The 15959-nt window shown below is 35.8% G+C and carries 17 protein-coding genes; 5 read left to right on the top strand and 12 right to left on the bottom strand.

The genetic code is table 11. The features are described from left to right. Positions 1 to 174: 174 nt before the first annotated feature. The 3 genes from RBQ61_RS16365 (at position 175) to RBQ61_RS16355 (ending at position 1962) form a co-directional block, all read left to right on the top strand. Positions 175 to 657 (top strand): RNA polymerase sigma factor, encoded by a 483-nt coding sequence (locus tag RBQ61_RS16365; protein ID WP_308138285.1) that lies wholly within the window; start codon positions 175 to 177, stop codon positions 655 to 657. Further along, a complete protein-coding gene (locus RBQ61_RS16360; protein WP_308138284.1) occupies positions 657 to 1550 on the top strand; it encodes a zf-HC2 domain-containing protein in 894 nt (297 codons plus the stop codon). Before RBQ61_RS16365 ends, RBQ61_RS16360 begins: the two co-directional genes overlap by 1 nt. 127 nt (positions 1551 to 1677) lie before the next feature. Next, positions 1678 to 1962: a hypothetical protein gene (locus tag RBQ61_RS16355; RefSeq protein WP_308138283.1), complete on the top strand. Its 285-nt coding sequence runs from the start codon at positions 1678 to 1680 to the stop codon at positions 1960 to 1962. A 58-nt stretch (positions 1963 to 2020) separates the two neighbouring features. Here the strand turns inward: RBQ61_RS16355 and bcrD are convergent, their stop codons facing one another. The 11 genes from bcrD to RBQ61_RS16300 all read right to left on the bottom strand — a co-directional run bounded on the left by bcrD (position 2021) and on the right by RBQ61_RS16300 (position 12275). Next, positions 2021 to 2854: a bacitracin resistance undecaprenyl-diphosphatase BcrD gene (bcrD, locus tag RBQ61_RS16350; RefSeq protein WP_308138282.1), complete on the bottom strand. Its 834-nt coding sequence runs from the start codon at positions 2852 to 2854 to the stop codon at positions 2021 to 2023. Continuing rightward, a complete protein-coding gene (locus RBQ61_RS16345) occupies positions 2854 to 3603 on the bottom strand; it encodes an ABC transporter permease (RefSeq protein ID WP_308138281.1) in 750 nt (249 codons plus the stop codon). The genes bcrD and RBQ61_RS16345 overlap by 1 nt, the downstream gene beginning before the upstream one ends. Next, positions 3596 to 4513 carry an ATP-binding cassette domain-containing protein gene (locus RBQ61_RS16340; RefSeq protein ID WP_308138280.1) on the bottom strand — a complete coding sequence of 306 codons (918 nt, stop codon included), beginning with the start codon at positions 4511 to 4513 and terminating at the stop codon, positions 3596 to 3598. Before RBQ61_RS16340 ends, RBQ61_RS16345 begins: the two co-directional genes overlap by 8 nt. Positions 4514 to 4666: 153 nt before the next feature. Beyond that, complete coding sequence (locus RBQ61_RS16335; RefSeq protein WP_308138279.1) at positions 4667 to 5281, bottom strand: helix-turn-helix domain-containing protein; 615 nt, start codon at positions 5279 to 5281, stop codon at positions 4667 to 4669. A gap of 299 nt (positions 5282 to 5580) precedes the next feature. Further along, on the bottom strand, positions 5581 to 6207 hold the full coding sequence (locus tag RBQ61_RS16330) for a GNAT family N-acetyltransferase (RefSeq protein WP_308138278.1): 627 nt from the start codon (positions 6205 to 6207) through the stop codon (positions 5581 to 5583). Positions 6208 to 6616: 409 nt separating this feature from the next. Next, complete coding sequence (locus RBQ61_RS16325) at positions 6617 to 7498, bottom strand: DUF2871 domain-containing protein (RefSeq protein WP_308138277.1); 882 nt, start codon at positions 7496 to 7498, stop codon at positions 6617 to 6619. Beyond that, positions 7498 to 8163: a hypothetical protein gene (locus RBQ61_RS16320; RefSeq protein ID WP_308138276.1), complete on the bottom strand. Its 666-nt coding sequence runs from the start codon at positions 8161 to 8163 to the stop codon at positions 7498 to 7500. The genes RBQ61_RS16325 and RBQ61_RS16320 overlap by 1 nt, the downstream gene beginning before the upstream one ends. Positions 8164 to 8244: 81 nt before the next feature. Continuing rightward, positions 8245 to 8802 (bottom strand): TetR/AcrR family transcriptional regulator, encoded by a 558-nt coding sequence (locus RBQ61_RS16315; RefSeq protein ID WP_308138275.1) that lies wholly within the window; start codon positions 8800 to 8802, stop codon positions 8245 to 8247. A 319-nt stretch (positions 8803 to 9121) separates the two neighbouring features. Then, positions 9122 to 10459, bottom strand: coding sequence for an MATE family efflux transporter (locus RBQ61_RS16310; RefSeq protein ID WP_308138274.1), 1338 nt, complete (start codon positions 10457 to 10459; stop codon positions 9122 to 9124). Positions 10460 to 10534: 75 nt separating this feature from the next. Further along, on the bottom strand, positions 10535 to 11368 hold the full coding sequence (locus tag RBQ61_RS16305; protein WP_308138273.1) for a GyrI-like domain-containing protein: 834 nt from the start codon (positions 11366 to 11368) through the stop codon (positions 10535 to 10537). 253 nt (positions 11369 to 11621) lie between these two features. Then, entirely contained in the window at positions 11622 to 12275 is a 654-nt protein-coding gene (locus RBQ61_RS16300) for a type 1 glutamine amidotransferase family protein (protein WP_308138272.1), read from the bottom strand. A gap of 106 nt (positions 12276 to 12381) precedes the next feature. On the opposite strand from RBQ61_RS16300, the gene RBQ61_RS16295 reads away from it, so the two are divergent. Both RBQ61_RS16295 and RBQ61_RS16290 read left to right on the top strand, forming a co-directional pair. Then, the gene (locus RBQ61_RS16295) at positions 12382 to 13311 is read left to right on the top strand and encodes a YafY family protein (RefSeq protein ID WP_308138271.1); all 930 of its coding nucleotides are present in this window, start codon (positions 12382 to 12384) and stop codon (positions 13309 to 13311) included. 478 nt (positions 13312 to 13789) lie between these two features. Then, positions 13790 to 14647, top strand: a complete 858-nt coding sequence (locus RBQ61_RS16290; RefSeq protein ID WP_308138270.1) for a class I SAM-dependent methyltransferase — start codon at positions 13790 to 13792, stop codon at positions 14645 to 14647. 236 nt (positions 14648 to 14883) lie between these two features. On the opposite strand, the gene RBQ61_RS16285 is transcribed toward RBQ61_RS16290, so the two are convergent. Further along, complete coding sequence (locus RBQ61_RS16285) at positions 14884 to 15807, bottom strand: hypothetical protein (protein ID WP_308138269.1); 924 nt, start codon at positions 15805 to 15807, stop codon at positions 14884 to 14886. Positions 15808 to 15959 lie beyond the last annotated feature (152 nt).

The following is a 15959-nucleotide window of genomic DNA, read 5'->3' as shown; positions in this document are numbered from 1 at the left end:
TGCACACTCAAGGCATACAGAGACTGTTTGCCTTCTAGATCAAAGATAATTATTTAGCAAAACAGAAAAAATATTGATATTTAAAATCTCAAGGTTTTAAAAGCTTTGAGATTTTTAAAAAAATTTTTGTAAGATTATCAAGTCCCATGCGTCTTATAGATAGGAGGTGAAAAAGTGACAGAGCTTGAGGCAATTTTTAATAGTTACTTTAAGGATGTTTATTTATTTATATATAGTTTATCTAAAGATAAATATATAGCGGATGATTTAACATCTGAAACATTTTTTAAGGCAATAAACTCAATTGATAACTTTAAAGGAAATTGCGATATCAAGGTATGGTTATTTCAAATAGCAAAAAACTCATATTATTCATATGTGAGAAAAAACAAAAATTTAGTTAATTTGGATTCAGTACCTGAAATAGAAGATGATAATGATGTAGAGAAATCAGTTTATTCATCTGAGGAGTCAATGAAAATCCATGAAATTATCCATGATTTATCTGAACCGTATAAGGAAGTTTTTTCTCTTCGCGTTTTCGGGGAACTTAGTTTTAAGCAGATTGGGAATTTGTTTGGGAAAACAGATAACTGGGCTTGTGTCACTTTTCACAGAGCCAAAAATAAGATCAGAGAAGAAATGAGGGATAATTGATGAAAATTACATGTAATGTTATTAAAGATATTTTACCTTTATATGTAGAAAATATGGTAAGTAATGACTCACGTGCTATGATTGAAGAACATATTGAACAGTGTCAGGAATGCAAGGTTTATCTTGATGAGATGAAGACTTTTAATAAAATACCAATAGATACTAATATCACTCCTTTATTAAATATAAAGTCTACATTGCGCAAGAAAAAAATACAAACAGCAATATTTTCAATGATGTTTTTAATTATAGTTCTTGTTATAACAACTGCTTTTTTGACTGCACCAGAGTATATTCCATATAGTGAAGGAAGTGTAGCAATTAATGAAATTGGTAATGGGTCAGTACTCGCTACATTTGATGATACAGTATATGGATATGATATCAGTAGTTATCCGACAGATGGTAACACTGGTTATGTTTATCACATAACCACATGGAATAGCATATGGAATAGAAATATAAAAAAATCTAATGTGAATAACACTATTATAAATCCGAATGGGGAAAATGTTGTTTCTGTGTATTATTATCAGACAGATGGAAGTGAAGATAAACTGATTTATGGTAAAAATATTAACTCAAGGGGTGGAGTGATTACATTGCCAAGACTATTTTTATCTTATTATTCACGCATTGCCATGATATTGGCTTTAATCTTTGGATTTATCATTCTTCTATTCAATCGTAATAGAAAAGTGAATAGTTTTATGAAGAAGATTTTCTTATTACCAGTATCTTATTTATTGGGTCAGCTGATTATTAAAGGATTTACTACTTCATCCTATAATGCTACACGAGATTTTTATGCAATATTATTAATTATGATACCGATATATATTGCTTCTCTAATGGCTTTAAATATAATTAGTGCATATAAAAGGGAAAAATAATAAAAGGCATTTTTCGAAGGTTACTTTATAGGGAGAATTTTTGTTATAAGGTTCATAAAATAACTTTCATTTGTTAAATTTTTAAGAGTGATGTTATACCGCATGTGGAGACGGTGCGGAAGTTCGAATGAAAAATTTAGGCATTTTTTCGTCTGATGATATTTACAATAATATGGGATTACTTGTTTCAGGCCAATGCAAGCACTCTATTAAATTTGCAATTTTTCAAGGTATAGATAAGCTAGTGTTTAAAGATAGAAAAGAGCTTACTGGCTCTCTATTTGCTCAGCTTACAGATACTTGCCTGTCTCGTGTTCACCCTGACATCTCCGCTCTATATCTGGACTATTTTGGGAATATAGAGGGTAAAGGCACTGCACTAAAACAAATAGTACAGTGCCTTGCTGCATAATTAGTAAGATTTCATTTAGTAGAACTATTTCTATAAGTTCCGTGAAATTGCTCATAACCTATATCACTATAAAGTACAACAGTACAACAATTCCAAGCACAATTCGATACCAACCAAACACCTTGAAATCATGCTTTTTGATAAAGTTCATTAGGAATTTAATAACAAAGACAGACACTATAAATGCAACAACCATACCAATAACGAGAGCGAGAAGTTCTGCACTTGTAAAATTAAATCCGAATTTTAACAGCTTAAAGGCACTTGCCCCAAGCATGGTTGGTACAGCAAGGAAGAATGTAAATTCCGCTGCCGCTACCCTTAATACACCTATCAGCAAAGCACCTATAATCGTCGCACCCGAACGTGATGTACCCGGAATGAGCGATAACACTTGAAATGCCCCAATCAAGAGTGCTGTTTTATAGCTGATGTCAGAAAGTGCCACAGTAGTAGGGGTTCTGTTTTTATTCCAGTTCTCAATGAGAATAAACAACACACCATATATAATTAACATTATTGCAATTACAATTGGAGTATGGAGATGAGCATCCAAATAGTCATCAAATAAAAATCCCATGATAGCTGAAGGTACACAAGCCACCACTACCTTAAACCAAAGTGAAAAGATATCTTTTTTTATGATAGGCTGCGATTTATCCTTAAATTGAAACGCAAACATTTTGTTCCAAAACATAATGACGACTGCAAGGATTGCCCCAAGTTGAATAACAACAAAAAACATTTCCTTAAATGTTTCGCTCATGTTAAGAGTAAAAAACTCGTCCACAAGAAGCATATGTCCTGTACTACTGATAGGTAGCCATTCTGTAATTCCCTCTACAACACCAAGAGATATAACTTTCAGAATTTCTATAAAATTAAGTGCCATTATTTCAAATCCTCCTTCTTAAAATAGTGAAAGGTCATATAAAATCCAATTACTGATACCAAAAGGATAATAGCAACCGATAATACCATAGGATAGCCCGTGCTTTCAATTCGACCTTCTATCAAAAAGAAAGTAGCTGTCCATGGATATAATGCTCCCCATTCGTGATTAGAAAGAGCTGCACTGCCCATAACGATAACCGCCGAAGCAATCATAGATGCAACAAATCCCTTTGTTTTTTGTGCGATAAAAGCAAAAGGGGAAACAGTTAAAAACATGAGCATATTGCTAAAAAAATACTTTGGAAGCCAGTTGATTGCAACAAGTAAGCTATAACCTTCCATTCCAAACACAATATGATACATCCCAGATAAAATCAAGATGCCTGCCCAAGTTACAATAGTAAGGACAGAAGTCCAGATAAACAGGGTACAAAACTTAGCAGCCATCAACTTTGTTCTTGAAACAGGGATTGGCAATATAGTCTTTAGCGTATTTTCTGCATATTCCCGACTGAATAAGTAAGCGGTAATTGCTACATAAATCATGATGTTTGCCAACAGCATAATATACAGTATGCTATCGCTGTAAATATCTGACAGAGTAAAGACAAGGTCTGGACGTTTGAAATGAGCCTGTAACGATTCTATAAGCATCATAAACGGTATAGACATAACACCTAAAATACTAATAAGCACCATTTTTGAACGCTTTAGTTTTGATAATTCACACGAAATAAGATTAAGCAATGCTGCCACCTCCAATCAATTCAGAAAAATAATCCTCCAAGTTTTCCTCGTCCACATTTATCTTTGTTACCAACAGCTCATTCTCTACGAAAGCTTTGTTTATTTCCCCTGAGTTATGAGTGAAATCATAAATTTTTATTGTATTACCCTGTATAGAATAGTCTGTGATCTGATAGTGATTTTCTAATATTTTTGCGGCTTTTTTTACGTCAGATAAATCAAATTCCATATGTCTGAGGTTGCGCTTGTGAAGTTCTGCTATGTAAACCTCCTCAATCAAGCGTCCCTCATGCATAACACCGATAATATCCGCAATCTGTTCGATTTCACTTAAAACATGACTTGAAATGAAAATAGTAGTACCTTTCTTGTGACTTAACTCAGACAGATACGAGCGGATTTCAGAGATGCCAATTGGGTCAAGTCCGTTAATCGGTTCGTCAAGTATCAATAGTTCAGGTTCGTGCATAATTGCTGCTGCAATACCAAGACGCTGCTTCATTCCAAGTGAATAGTCGGCAAACACTTTGCTCGTTTCCTTATCTAATCCAACAACACGAAGTGCTTCCTGTACCGATTTTTTACTGAGCTGTCCTCTCAGTTTGACGAGGATTTGCAAATTTTCATATCCTGTCAAATTATTATAGAAACCTGGCGTTTCTATAATAGACCCTATTTTTCTATAAAGAGTACGGGTGTGTTCTTTATAATCTGTGTCGAATAATCTAACAGTTCCTCCTGTTGGGGAAACTAACTGTAACATCATTTTCATTGCGGTAGTTTTTCCTGCTCCATTTCTGCCGAGCAAACCGTAGATTTTACCTTTTGGCACATGAATATTGATGTTATCAACAACGGTAGCTGTTCCGTATTGTTTTGTAAGATTTTCTGTTTCAATAGCATATTCCATATACAATCATCCTTTCTGTTAGTTGTGGTTTGTTTTACCGCAATTCAATTATCATTTCCGAAGCTAAAAAAGACAAGAAACCTACCGTCACAATAGAAAAAAGCCCTGACACTTATCGTGTCAGAGCCTATTTTCAAGGATTTATAGAGCTTTTTATTTAATTTTTCCTTGCTTCATCAATAAAAACATTTTTATAACAAATAGCAAAAACAGAAGTGCTATCACATACGGCTCCTTGGCTGCAGCGAAGAATAGAATAGCTACAAAGCTAAGTACGATAGATACTTTCGTAGAAATATTGCCACACGACTTCTTTTCAAAACGAATGAATAAAAGTTTAGCAATACCAATACCCATCAAAGCGACAAAAACAATCCAATAGATTACAAGATTCATCGGTGTAGTGGCAGTAAATGAAAGGAGGTTGACGGAATATATATAACCTCCAACAGGGTTTCCATAAAGCGGCAAAATAATAAATGCAATTACCATTACATCCAGTATCCCAAAAAGTATACTATAAATCTTTTTAAGATTTGAGCTATTTTCTGTTTCAGCAATGGTAATCAGTTCTTCTCCCGATAATAGTTCATCAATCGAAACGGAAAAGAATTTGGAGATACATTTTAATGATTCGATGTTAGGGTATCCCTTGCCACTTTCCCATTTTGAAATCGCTGTTCTTGATACATATAATTGCTCCGCAAGTTGTTCCTGCGTTAAATTTTTTCCAGTTCTAAGTTGTTGTAGCTTTTCGTTAAATTCCAAAAGGAATGCCTCCCTGTGTATTGCTAAATTAACTTATCATATATAAATTCGCTCACCAAGCGTTAAATTTTCGCATTACCGTATAAAAAAAGTTTTACTCGGTAGGTATATAGAATAATTTTACCATATTAAAGTGAGGGCTTCAACTCTAAAATCATGAACAATAGAAAGAGCAAGTAATATGAAAGTAAGAATCCGTTCACCGTCTTTATGCAAGTATTGACTGGACGATTTTGGGGATGTAGTAAAAGTGAAAGCCGATGAACACCAGTTCATCGGCTTTCGTAATTGTTTTAGATTTATACCAGCTGACCGGGCAGCTTTAATTTTGTTTTCGGCGGAAAATGGGCGTCGAATAGCTCCGCTTCTTTTTCGTCCACAAAATATCCGTCGGGTGTATGGTAGGTTCCCGAAATTCCATCTAAGAAGCCCTGTTTCAGCTCCTTAAGCAGAAAATATGGAACCTGAGCATCTTTCGGCTCTGCATAATAATGAATCCCTTTTGTAGAAGCCACCACAAAACCAGACTTTCCATAAAAGTCAATATTTCCTTCCATACAAAGGGCGCCGCATCCCAATGACTTTGCCTGTTCCATGGCATAATCAAGCAGTGCCTTTCCATAGCCTTGTCGCTTATACTGCGGTGCTATGCTGATAGGTCCGAAGGTCATAATGGGCAGTTCCTTACTGTTGTCGGTTTGTATTTTTGCGTGCACAAACATAATGTGACCAATGATTTTGCCGTCCTTTTCCATTACGAAATCAAGTTCCGGCACAAAATCCTTTCTGTCACGATAACAGTGCAGTACATAGTGTTCCAAGCATCCCGGACGATAAACATTCCAAAATGCCTCTCGTATTAAGTTTTCCACCTCCTGATAATCAGCAGGTGTTTCCAAACGGATAATATAGTCATTTGTATTCATTGTTTTTCCTCCTAAAAATTGTTGACTTGCAATGATTGGGAGGCTTGGGCGAGATCGTATTTCGCAAACCTCCCGGTTAGCCTACAATCTCCAAGTTGTTGGTATTTTTCAAACAGCAATCTCCTAAAATAAATTTATATAATCAAGCCTATCGGCAGGATTAACGGTGTAAAATCCCGTATAAAATATTTACTTTTTTTTAGCATATCACAAGAAACCATATATTACAAGTCGCCTTCTGCAAGAAAACAAAAATCCGTTCACCGTCCTTTTGCAAGAATACTCTGGACTATTTTGGGGATGTAAAAGCAAGAGCCGCTGCACCAAAGTTGAAGTGTAGCGGCTCTACTCTGCTTGGGGAGTCAGATATTATTCAGTGGCTGCGGATGTGTGTTTACGGGGGGGTTGCTTATTTTATCGCATTACTCACAACTTGACTCTTTTTAAGTGACAAAAACAGTATAACAATGGCAACTGTCATGATAATATGTGCAATACCTGAAACACCGGAAATCGCTGCGGAAGCACCTTTTGAAAGTTCTGTGCCAAGCACTTGAGTAATACCTCTTACAAAAAACATCGTTACCATAAAAGGTAACCCTATGTTGTAAAGCAGCATAAAACGGCTAAATTGTTTTTGCTCGGTTAAGTTGGTGATACAGCTTAAAATGGCGATCAGCAAAAACATGATTGTACCCAAAACAAAAAAGTGTAGATGGGTAAACGCTAAAGTTGTTTTACCAGAAAAGCTAAGAAATTTTGTAAACTCCCGATAAAATACACCGCAGGCAATCGCAGCAATTGCGTAAATAAACGAAATATTGATGTATTTTTTCATAATCAATCCTCTTTCATAATTATTTTTAGTTGTAGATACAAATTTTTTTAGGAATAAAACCCCTGCACATTCTAACGATAAGCCTATGCCACAATATAAAACACCGATTGCAATAGCAGGTAGAATATGTGCATTTCGAATCAGTAATCCACCTGTAATCATACATATCATAATCAAATAACTTTTTCCATCAAAAAACTGATAGAAGGGAACCTTTTTTTCCTCAATCTGCGATATACGAAGATGATGCTTTTTTACTAAACGGTAAAATATTAGCCCTATAAATGCCAAAAATACAAACAGAACTTCAAATACATATATCAGATGTTCGTGCCAGTTTGATATGAAGTTGGCAAAACCGATTTTAAGAATATTTCCACCGGCAACCATCCATACAATACCGGCAATCAACAACAGGTACTTTGGGGCTACGTGAGGCAAGAATTTTTTCATTATTTTACACACTTTCTCATATCACTGTATCCAATCCACACCGTCCAAACATAGGCGCAAGTTTTTGGAATCATAAGCATACCAATCAGTGGGTTTACATCTGCCCACAACACTACGGGAATATAAAAAACAAAGCTTAATACAATGGTAAGCCACATAAAGCGGAAAGATTTGTCATTGTGTTCTTTTGCACTTTTATAAAACAAAACAATAATAAGTAGCCCCAGGAGAGCAAAGGGAATATTTCTGTAAATTCCCCATGACAAAGGTGCATTTGCACTTGTCCAAGCATTCTGGGGGAATAAACACAAAACAATTCGCATAGCAGCAAGCAGATAAACAGCTATGGTAATACCTTGTTTTCCACTGATGCGATAGCGCTTTCTCCAGACGTAGTAAAGCAAGATGTAAAAAACGGTCATGGTAATCGATGTGATAAATTTACCGATTCCCAGCGGGACAGTATAATTTTCAAGTCCGGTTGTGCACAATGCAATCGCACGGGGAACAAGATGGAATGAATCACCTGCGCCGAGCACAACTGCCATGATACCAAATAGTGTATATTGCCTGTTACCTTTGGAATTTTTTATCATAAGAATTCCAAGGGTAACCACTGTGGTTAAATATACCACATAAAATAAAGTTTCCATAATTGCTTGCATAAGTAAACCTCCTAAAAAGTAGTGAACATTGTTCAGTTTGATTTCTACAAATACCCACCAAAGGGTGGGTATACTGCTGGTTTAATAGATGGTGCGTTTCACTATTTCCAACAATAAATCACATGACGTTGCTTCTTTCATCAACAAAGTAATGATATTGGAGAAAATAAAGTCAACAAAATCCGGTTTTGTAAATTGATTCGAGAAAGCATCTTTTCTTATGCCTTGATCACGTTGGAGAGATTCAAGTAAACCGTTTTTTATGTGGGCGAAATATCGATTCATCGCTTCTCGACCCTTGTTCTTGTCAAGGTTTGCAACACTCATAGAATGTACGGTGAAAAATGATGGGTATTTTTTGCGACCTTTTTGTACGCTATTAAACAAAGACAGAATATTTTCGGCAAAATTGTGTTGTGGGACGCAGCCTGTAGAGCCATGCATAATCTCTGTCCAAACAGACTCAATTGTTGCAATAATCAAATCACCTTTCGATGGGAAATAGTTGTAAACCGATCCCACAGAAACACCGCATTTACGTGCTACATCTCTCATATTCAACCCCTGTATACCTGATTGAACAATGATTTCTTTCCCTGCTGAAAGAATAGCTTCCCTGGAAGTAATAGTTTTATTCATAGCAAGCCTCCAAACTGAACATTGTTCATTATAACGCATATTTTACCGTACGTCAAGGATTAAATTGATTCGCTCTGAAAGCGTTATTTTTATCCACTACCGTTTCGCAAAGATTTTATGAGGTAGATTTTTACTATAGCAAGACGATTGCTTCAACCACCTAAATATGAACATCAGAAAAGGAGAAGAATGATATGAAAACAAAGATCCGTTCACCGTCCTTTTGCAAGGATACTCTGGACTATTCTCGGCTTATAGGTAAAGAGATAGCCACTACACAAGATTAAAGTGTAGTGGCTATCGTCTCATAAGATGCCAGTTATTCTGTGGAAAATCCGTGAGATTTCTTAGTAGTTTCTTTTCCGATAAAGAACAATGTCAAAAATAGTGTTACTATTTCTGTAGTTGGTGCAACCAGCCATACACCCATCATCCCCAGAAATGCTGGAAGTGTGAAAATGCAAATGAGTAGAACAACTAATCCTCGTGCTGAGGAAATAATAGCCGACTCCTTTGCCCTCCCTATAGAGGTAAAGTAAAAAGAAGTGATTGTATTAATTCCTGAAAAGAGAAACGAAACAGCAAAAATCGCTACACCGGAATGTACCATCTGTTGCACCAGATCATTCTTTATGAATAGACCACTGTACCAATCAGCCCCAACCACTACCAGTAAGAGTACCACCACTCCTGCAATCAATACCATCGTGTTGGTAATTTTACGCAGGCTCTTTGACAGAGAGTATTCTTTGGCACCATAAGTGAAGCTAATCAGCGGACTGGCTCCTTGCCCAAAACCAATCAGCACCATGCTAAAGATATATGCCACATAGCCTACGATAGTAAATGCAGTAACACCATCAACGCCGATATGCTTTAGTATCACAAAGTTATAAGCAAACATCGAAATACTAAGGGACATTTCTCCGATAAACTCTGAACTACCATTGAGGAGTGTATTTTTAAGCACATCCTTTGAAAAAGTAAATTTATGGAGCTTGTACACACTTGACTTTTTGATAAAGTAGTAGAGTATGCACAGAAATGTAACAATCGCTGAAAGAAGTGATGCTGCTGCAATGCCTTTCACACCAAACCCCATCCAGCGAACAAATAAATAGTCTAACAAGATGTTGAGTAGCACGTTCAAAATATTAACTTGCATAAAATATTGCGGTTTTCCTTCTCCACGGATAAACATACCAAAGGATGCGTTTATCACCATAACGGGAAGCTCTAACAGCAGAATGCCATAATAGTCTTTGAAAAATCCTGTTACCTGTCCATTGGCATTTAAAAGATAAAGCATGGGATCAAGGCAGAACCAGACAATCACACTCAGCAAAATTGTTGCAACTGTTGAGGTGAACATCGTTTGATTAAAGACGCTGTTGCATTTTTTGATGTTTTTTCCGCCCAGTGCAATTCCTGCGATTGCCACACCACCGACTGAAACCATTAATCCTACTGCAAGGTACAAATAAACAATCGGTAAACCTAAGTTTACCGCAGCAAGTCCCTCTGAACCCACATAGTTTCCGATGAAAAAGCCATCTACTACAGTAATCAGAGAGGTTAGTACCATAGCAATAATCGATGGAATCGAGAATTGCAGAATGGTTTTTACTTTATTATTTTTGATGTTTTCTAAATTCATATTAATTTCCTCCAATCCTTTGTTCACATCCTAAGGATAGCAGAGGAAGCAAAAATAAACTTCTGTATTTGTGCTCTATTGAATTGGGATACAAAGATCAATTTCCATATACATGGTATTGCAATCGATTTTTCTATAAATTTCGAACCCATAGCGGTCATCCATTTCATATTTGCTTTGTGGTAACCACACATTAAAAAGGCTTTGGTAAGCGGTATAGATCTGATCCACTGTCCCCTTAAAGTGATAGACAGCAAACTTGCCACCTATTAGTGTATAGATGTTTTCAAGGGCACAGTCTTGTGGTGCAGTGAGGCACAGGTCATACAAGCACTCATCAATATGGGTAATAGAAGGATCATCATAGGTGCGCTCAATGAGCAGCGTTGCCTCGGTGATATATTCCTTATATTTTACTTGAAAAGCTCCCCAATGCTCTGATAAGTCCCCATAATTTCCTTTATGACGCTCGTATATAACAAGACAATCGTCAAGAACTTCTATGGAAATCTTTTTGTCGCACTCATCAAATGACTCTAATCCTATAGAAGCATTCCTAAAAATTGGGTTTACTAAAGATTTTTGCTTAATGCTGCGACGAAATTCAATTGGAGATAGATTATGATGTTGTTTAAAAGCAGAACTGTAGTTCGATGAGCTGTAACCGTAATCACAGCTGATATCGGTGATGCTTCTGCCTTTCTCAACCTTTAAACGAAATGCACTTTGCTCCATTTTTACTCGTTTGATAAATTCATGGATGCTTTCTCCAGTTTCCATTTTAAACATTCTCGAAAAGTAGTATCTTGAAAAATTGCAATAAGAGGCAATCTCATCAACAGGTATATTTTCATTGATGTGATCTAAGATGTAGTCTATTGCACGATTTATATATTCGTTTGTTATCATTTTTCCTCCCTTTTTTTGAAAGAAATATATTAATAAGTTTACCATAGTAAAGAAAGTACTTCAATTTTTAAATATGAACAAACAGAAGGTATAAGCAATTAGCAAATAAAAATCTGCTCACCTTCATTTTGCAAGGATACTCTGGACTATTTTGGGTATGTAGGTAAAGCAAGAGCCGTTGATCAAGATAAAGATGCAACGGCTCAATTTCGTGATAATCCATTAAGTGCTAACAGTGGGTGTGCTCATATGTTTATGGCAAATGCGGATTGTTTTCATTGCTAGACGGCAAAGTTTGCATGAGGGCGAAGAAATGTTTAGGCTCACCCGTACTAAAATATTCATACCAAGATTCCAGTGTGTTTGATTGAAAAACACCTAAATGTTCAATAATTTGTTTTGCCCACAACAAAGCTCCGGTGGAACTTGCAGTAATAAGGTTGTTATCCGCTACAGATGGCTTGTCTATATAGAAACTTTGCCCTTTATAACCAGGAGAAACCATTTCAAGAAATCCCGGACCATTACTGGTATGCGGACGCTTATCCAATAGCCCAAAGTTGGCAAGCGCAGCGGTAGCCCCACAGATTGCACACACCGTAGCGCCTAAAGAGAGAAATTCGCCTGCCTTTTCGATGATAGCGCAATGCTTTGGGTTATTCCATGTATCTGCGCCCGGTAATAGCAATATGCTTGTTTCACTCACTACAATATCATCAATTAAGCAATTGGGTACTATTGTCATCCCGCCCATTGTATTGATTGGCTCGTTAGAATAACTAACCGTTTTGAGCGATACACGTTGCACGCCCTTTTTGAAAAATCGACCAGAATTCAGCTCCGAAATAACATACCCCAGTTCCCAGTCGGCTAAAGTATCAAGAACGTAAACATAGATTGTAAACATAAATGCCTCCATTTTCATTGTTTTATTGATTTGTTTGCTTTTTTATTGTACCATGTAATTGTTGACAGCAGTATGGCAACAATTATAAAAGGAGAATATTGGTTCAATGAAAATAGACAGACTTGTTAGTATGATTATGATACTTCTCGATAAAGAACGGATAGGTGCACAGGAGTTAGCGGATATGTTTGAAGTTTCACCTCGCACAATTTACCGTGATATAGATACAATTAATATGGCAGGTATTCCTGTCCACTCCACATCGGGAGTGGGTGGAGGCTTTGAAATTATGCGAAACTATAAACTTGATAAAAAGGTTTTTTCGACTGCTGATCTTTCTGCTCTCTTAATGGGGCTTTCCAGCCTTTCAAACACAGTACGAGGTGATGAATTGGTAAATGCCCTTGCAAAAGTCAAGAGCTTTATCCCTGCCGATAAAGCGAAAGACATAGAATTAAAAGCAAATCAAATCCGTATAGATTTAAGCCCGTGGACAGGTAACAGAAATATTCAACCGTATTTGGAAATTATCAAAACAGCCTTACAGGAAAGCAGGTTGATTTCGTTCCAATACTCAGCTCACCACGGAAATAAAACTGCACGAGTAGTCGAGCCGTATCAGCTTGTATTGAAAAATAGTCATTGGTACTTACAAGGCTACTGCCATAAGAGGAGTGATTATCGCTTATTCAAACTATCTCGCATATCAAATCTACAAATAAAAGATGAATTTTTTATACCACGAGATTATCAGAAACCGATTTTAGAATTTTCGGATATTTTAGAAACAATGCAAACAAAAATTAAAATTCGCATTCATAAAGCAGTGATGGATAGGGTGCTTGATTATTGTGCTTATGAAGAATTTGCTCCAGATGGCGATGAGTATTACATTGTTGATTTCCCTTTTATAGAGAACGATTACTATTTTGATATTCTTCTTAGTTTTGGAAATAAATGCGAGTGTTTAGAGCCGTTATATATACGCACAGAAATGAAACGCAGAATACATGATATCGCTGTCTTGTACGAATAAACCACCGCCCTTATGCAAGGATACTCTGGACTATATTAGAAATGAAAAAACATCAAAATTGTGTTATATTTTTTGTAGTATAAAGGCTACATGGCATACAATATAAAGAAACTTAAAGAGAGTTAACTTTACAAAAGGTTGTTAACATGATATGATTTTGCCTAGGTAAAGTAAAAGGAGATGATTTATCCGGTTCATTGTAACAATTGAATGAATTGGAAACGAATATTTAAAACAACATTTTTAATCCAAATAAGTTATTTGAATCCACTAGTCTTTGGTTTATTTGTGATACGTTGTTTTAACTATTCTGAGTGATTATTTAGCGCCTCAGAATTTCTGAGGCGTTTTTTGTTTTTAAAAGTTTTTATTTTAGTTTTTCCTTTTGAGAGCAAACACAGAATAAATACTGTTTATTCTGAATTTATAACTTTACCTAAAATAAAACTAAACATTAAAATAAAGGAGAATTAATATTATGAAAATTATAGATAATAACAAAATTAATCTGTCAGTACTAAAAAATACAATTCAACAACCATATATCTTTGAAAAGGGAACTGATAAATTTTGGGAGGACGAATATGTTTCAGAGCAGATGCTGAATTTTCATTTGAACCCGGATATTGAGGCTGCCAGTAAGACAAAAGAAACTATTGATGCAGAAACAAGTTTCATAATTAAGTCAACGGATATGAAGGAAGGTAAAGATGTATTAGACTTGGGTTGTGGACCAGGACTTTATGTGAAGGAGTTTGCTAAAACTGGAGCAACAATTACAGGAATAGACATTTCTGAAAGGTCTATTAATTATGCAAATGAAAATATTAAAACAGAGTATGAGAAAACATTTTTCATTAGAAAGAACTATCTTGATATTAACTTCGAGAAATCTTTTGATATAGTAACACTGATTTTTTATGATTTTTGCGCACTTAGCACAAATGAGCAAGAACTATTGCTTTCAAAAATTCATAGAGCCTTAAGAGATAACGGGATTTTTATATTGGATGTTGTTACGGAAAAAAAAGAAACCTCAATTTTAACTAATGTTTCTGTGAGCGAAGGGGGATTCTGGAGTCCTAAACCTTATATAGAAATACTTAATACTTATTTGTATGAAGAACCAAAGACAGAGGGGTTGCAATATACAATTATTGATGAAGAGGGAATCACAAAGGTTATAAGAATTTATCATCGATTATTTAGTTTGACAGAGATTACAGAGATGCTTACGAAAAATGGTTTTAAAATTGAAAAGGTCTATAAAAATTTAAAAGGAGAATCATTGACCGAACATTCAGATACATTTGGCATTATAGTTCGCAAAGTATAGGGTCATTTTCAAAGGTTACTACGGAAAGGTTACTACGGATAGATATTTCAAATAAATTTATTTAATGAAATATCTATTTAAAAACCGTTTACCATCCTTATGCAAGGATACTCTGGACGATACTTAGATTATAGGCAAAGCAAGAGCCAATGCACCGACAAAAGTGCATTGGCTCAATTTCATAATTAGTTAGATTAGCTTTAGTAGAACCGAGTTGGGCTCACTGAGGGGTTTGCTCATTTTGTGTGAATAGGTAGATGAAAATCCAATCTATCAAACTTCCTCAATATATCCAAATTGGATGTAATATTATGAGTACCCCAATAATAATTTCCGATTGCTTGCTCAGCGACACACCATCGTTTGCCATCTGGATGTGGGTTATTCTGTTCAAATGCGTTTAATTCTTCCTCTGGTGTTAATTGAATCTCATTTGTATTTTGCAGTGTATCAATAATCGAATCCAGATTTATATCCACAACTTGTTTAAGTTCTGGATAATACTTACTATTTGGCGAACCTACAAAGTACACAGGCAATGGCAGCCAAAAGGGCCATATTGCAGGGTCAAAGGACTGTATTTCCAACGATACAGGGTCATAATCCGGGACGCCATTAAGTAAAAATTGCCCATTCAACTTATACTTGTCTTTTAAAACCACTGCCTTGAGATAGATATCACTGCTTTTGTCTGCATATTTGAGTATAAAGCTTGAAAGGCGCTTGGTTACTCCAATATCAGCTTCCGTGGCTTTATTTGGGTCGAAATGAAACCATGGCAAATGTGCGAAATCATTGTTGCTGGGGATTCCTTGCATTCCCACCCAGCCGTCTTCCAACAAGTATATACCAGAAGCAAGGTATTTAATGATACCCATAATAATCGTATCTTTTGTACAGCTAACATAATCGCCTGTCGTGTCCAAATAATCTAATGCTATGCATACCGTATATGGGGAAGAATTAGGGTTCCAGTTATTGCACTCAATGTTGTATCCAAAACCCCCATCCTCATTTTGATAGCTGGACAGAACCGAAAGGAAATCCTCACAGCTCCCGTGCTCAAAAAGATATTTCCACTTGGTAAAGTCAAGCGGCCTTGCGTTGCGATAAACCAGTTTTCTTAATCTTATAAAATGATCTATAGATAATTTTTGCAAGATAATCCCCCCATATATTATATAAATTCGCTCCCAGAGCGTTAAATGTCTCTACTACCTTTTCAAAAATATTTTATTCGGTAGGATATATAAGAAGTTTACCATAGTAAAGCAGGTTTTTCAACGGAGTAGATGTGAACAATTGAAATGGC

The organism is Sedimentibacter sp. MB35-C1, from assembly GCF_030913635.1.
Classification (GTDB): domain Bacteria; phylum Bacillota; class Clostridia; order Tissierellales; family Sedimentibacteraceae; genus Sedimentibacter.
The sequence above is the reverse complement of the archived record's forward strand: the minus strand, read 5'-3'. Positions and strand labels throughout refer to the sequence as shown.

What these genes read in the sequence shown, in the direction of transcription:
- RBQ61_RS16330 (WP_308138278.1), bottom strand. Translation starts at nt 6,207, where the DNA reads ATGAATACAAATGACTATATTATCCGTTTGGAAACACCTGCTGATTAT.
- RBQ61_RS16315 (WP_308138275.1), bottom strand. Translation starts at nt 8,802, where the DNA reads ATGAATAAAACTATTACTTCCAGGGAAGCTATTCTTTCAGCAGGGAAA.
- RBQ61_RS16355 (WP_308138283.1), top strand. Translation starts at nt 1,678, where the DNA reads ATGAAAAATTTAGGCATTTTTTCGTCTGATGATATTTACAATAATATG.
- bcrD (WP_308138282.1), bottom strand. Translation starts at nt 2,854, where the DNA reads ATGGCACTTAATTTTATAGAAATTCTGAAAGTTATATCTCTTGGTGTT.
- RBQ61_RS16295 (WP_308138271.1), top strand. Translation starts at nt 12,382, where the DNA reads ATGAAAATAGACAGACTTGTTAGTATGATTATGATACTTCTCGATAAA.
- RBQ61_RS16300 (WP_308138272.1), bottom strand. Translation starts at nt 12,275, where the DNA reads ATGTTTACAATCTATGTTTACGTTCTTGATACTTTAGCCGACTGGGAA.
- RBQ61_RS16320 (WP_308138276.1), bottom strand. Translation starts at nt 8,163, where the DNA reads ATGCAAGCAATTATGGAAACTTTATTTTATGTGGTATATTTAACCACA.
- RBQ61_RS16290 (WP_308138270.1), top strand. Translation starts at nt 13,790, where the DNA reads ATGAAAATTATAGATAATAACAAAATTAATCTGTCAGTACTAAAAAAT.
- RBQ61_RS16340 (WP_308138280.1), bottom strand. Translation starts at nt 4,513, where the DNA reads ATGGAATATGCTATTGAAACAGAAAATCTTACAAAACAATACGGAACA.
- RBQ61_RS16360 (WP_308138284.1), top strand. Translation starts at nt 657, where the DNA reads ATGAAAATTACATGTAATGTTATTAAAGATATTTTACCTTTATATGTA.
- RBQ61_RS16305 (WP_308138273.1), bottom strand. Translation starts at nt 11,368, where the DNA reads ATGATAACAAACGAATATATAAATCGTGCAATAGACTACATCTTAGAT.
- RBQ61_RS16325 (WP_308138277.1), bottom strand. Translation starts at nt 7,498, where the DNA reads ATGAAAAAATTCTTGCCTCACGTAGCCCCAAAGTACCTGTTGTTGATT.
- RBQ61_RS16310 (WP_308138274.1), bottom strand. Translation starts at nt 10,459, where the DNA reads ATGAATTTAGAAAACATCAAAAATAATAAAGTAAAAACCATTCTGCAA.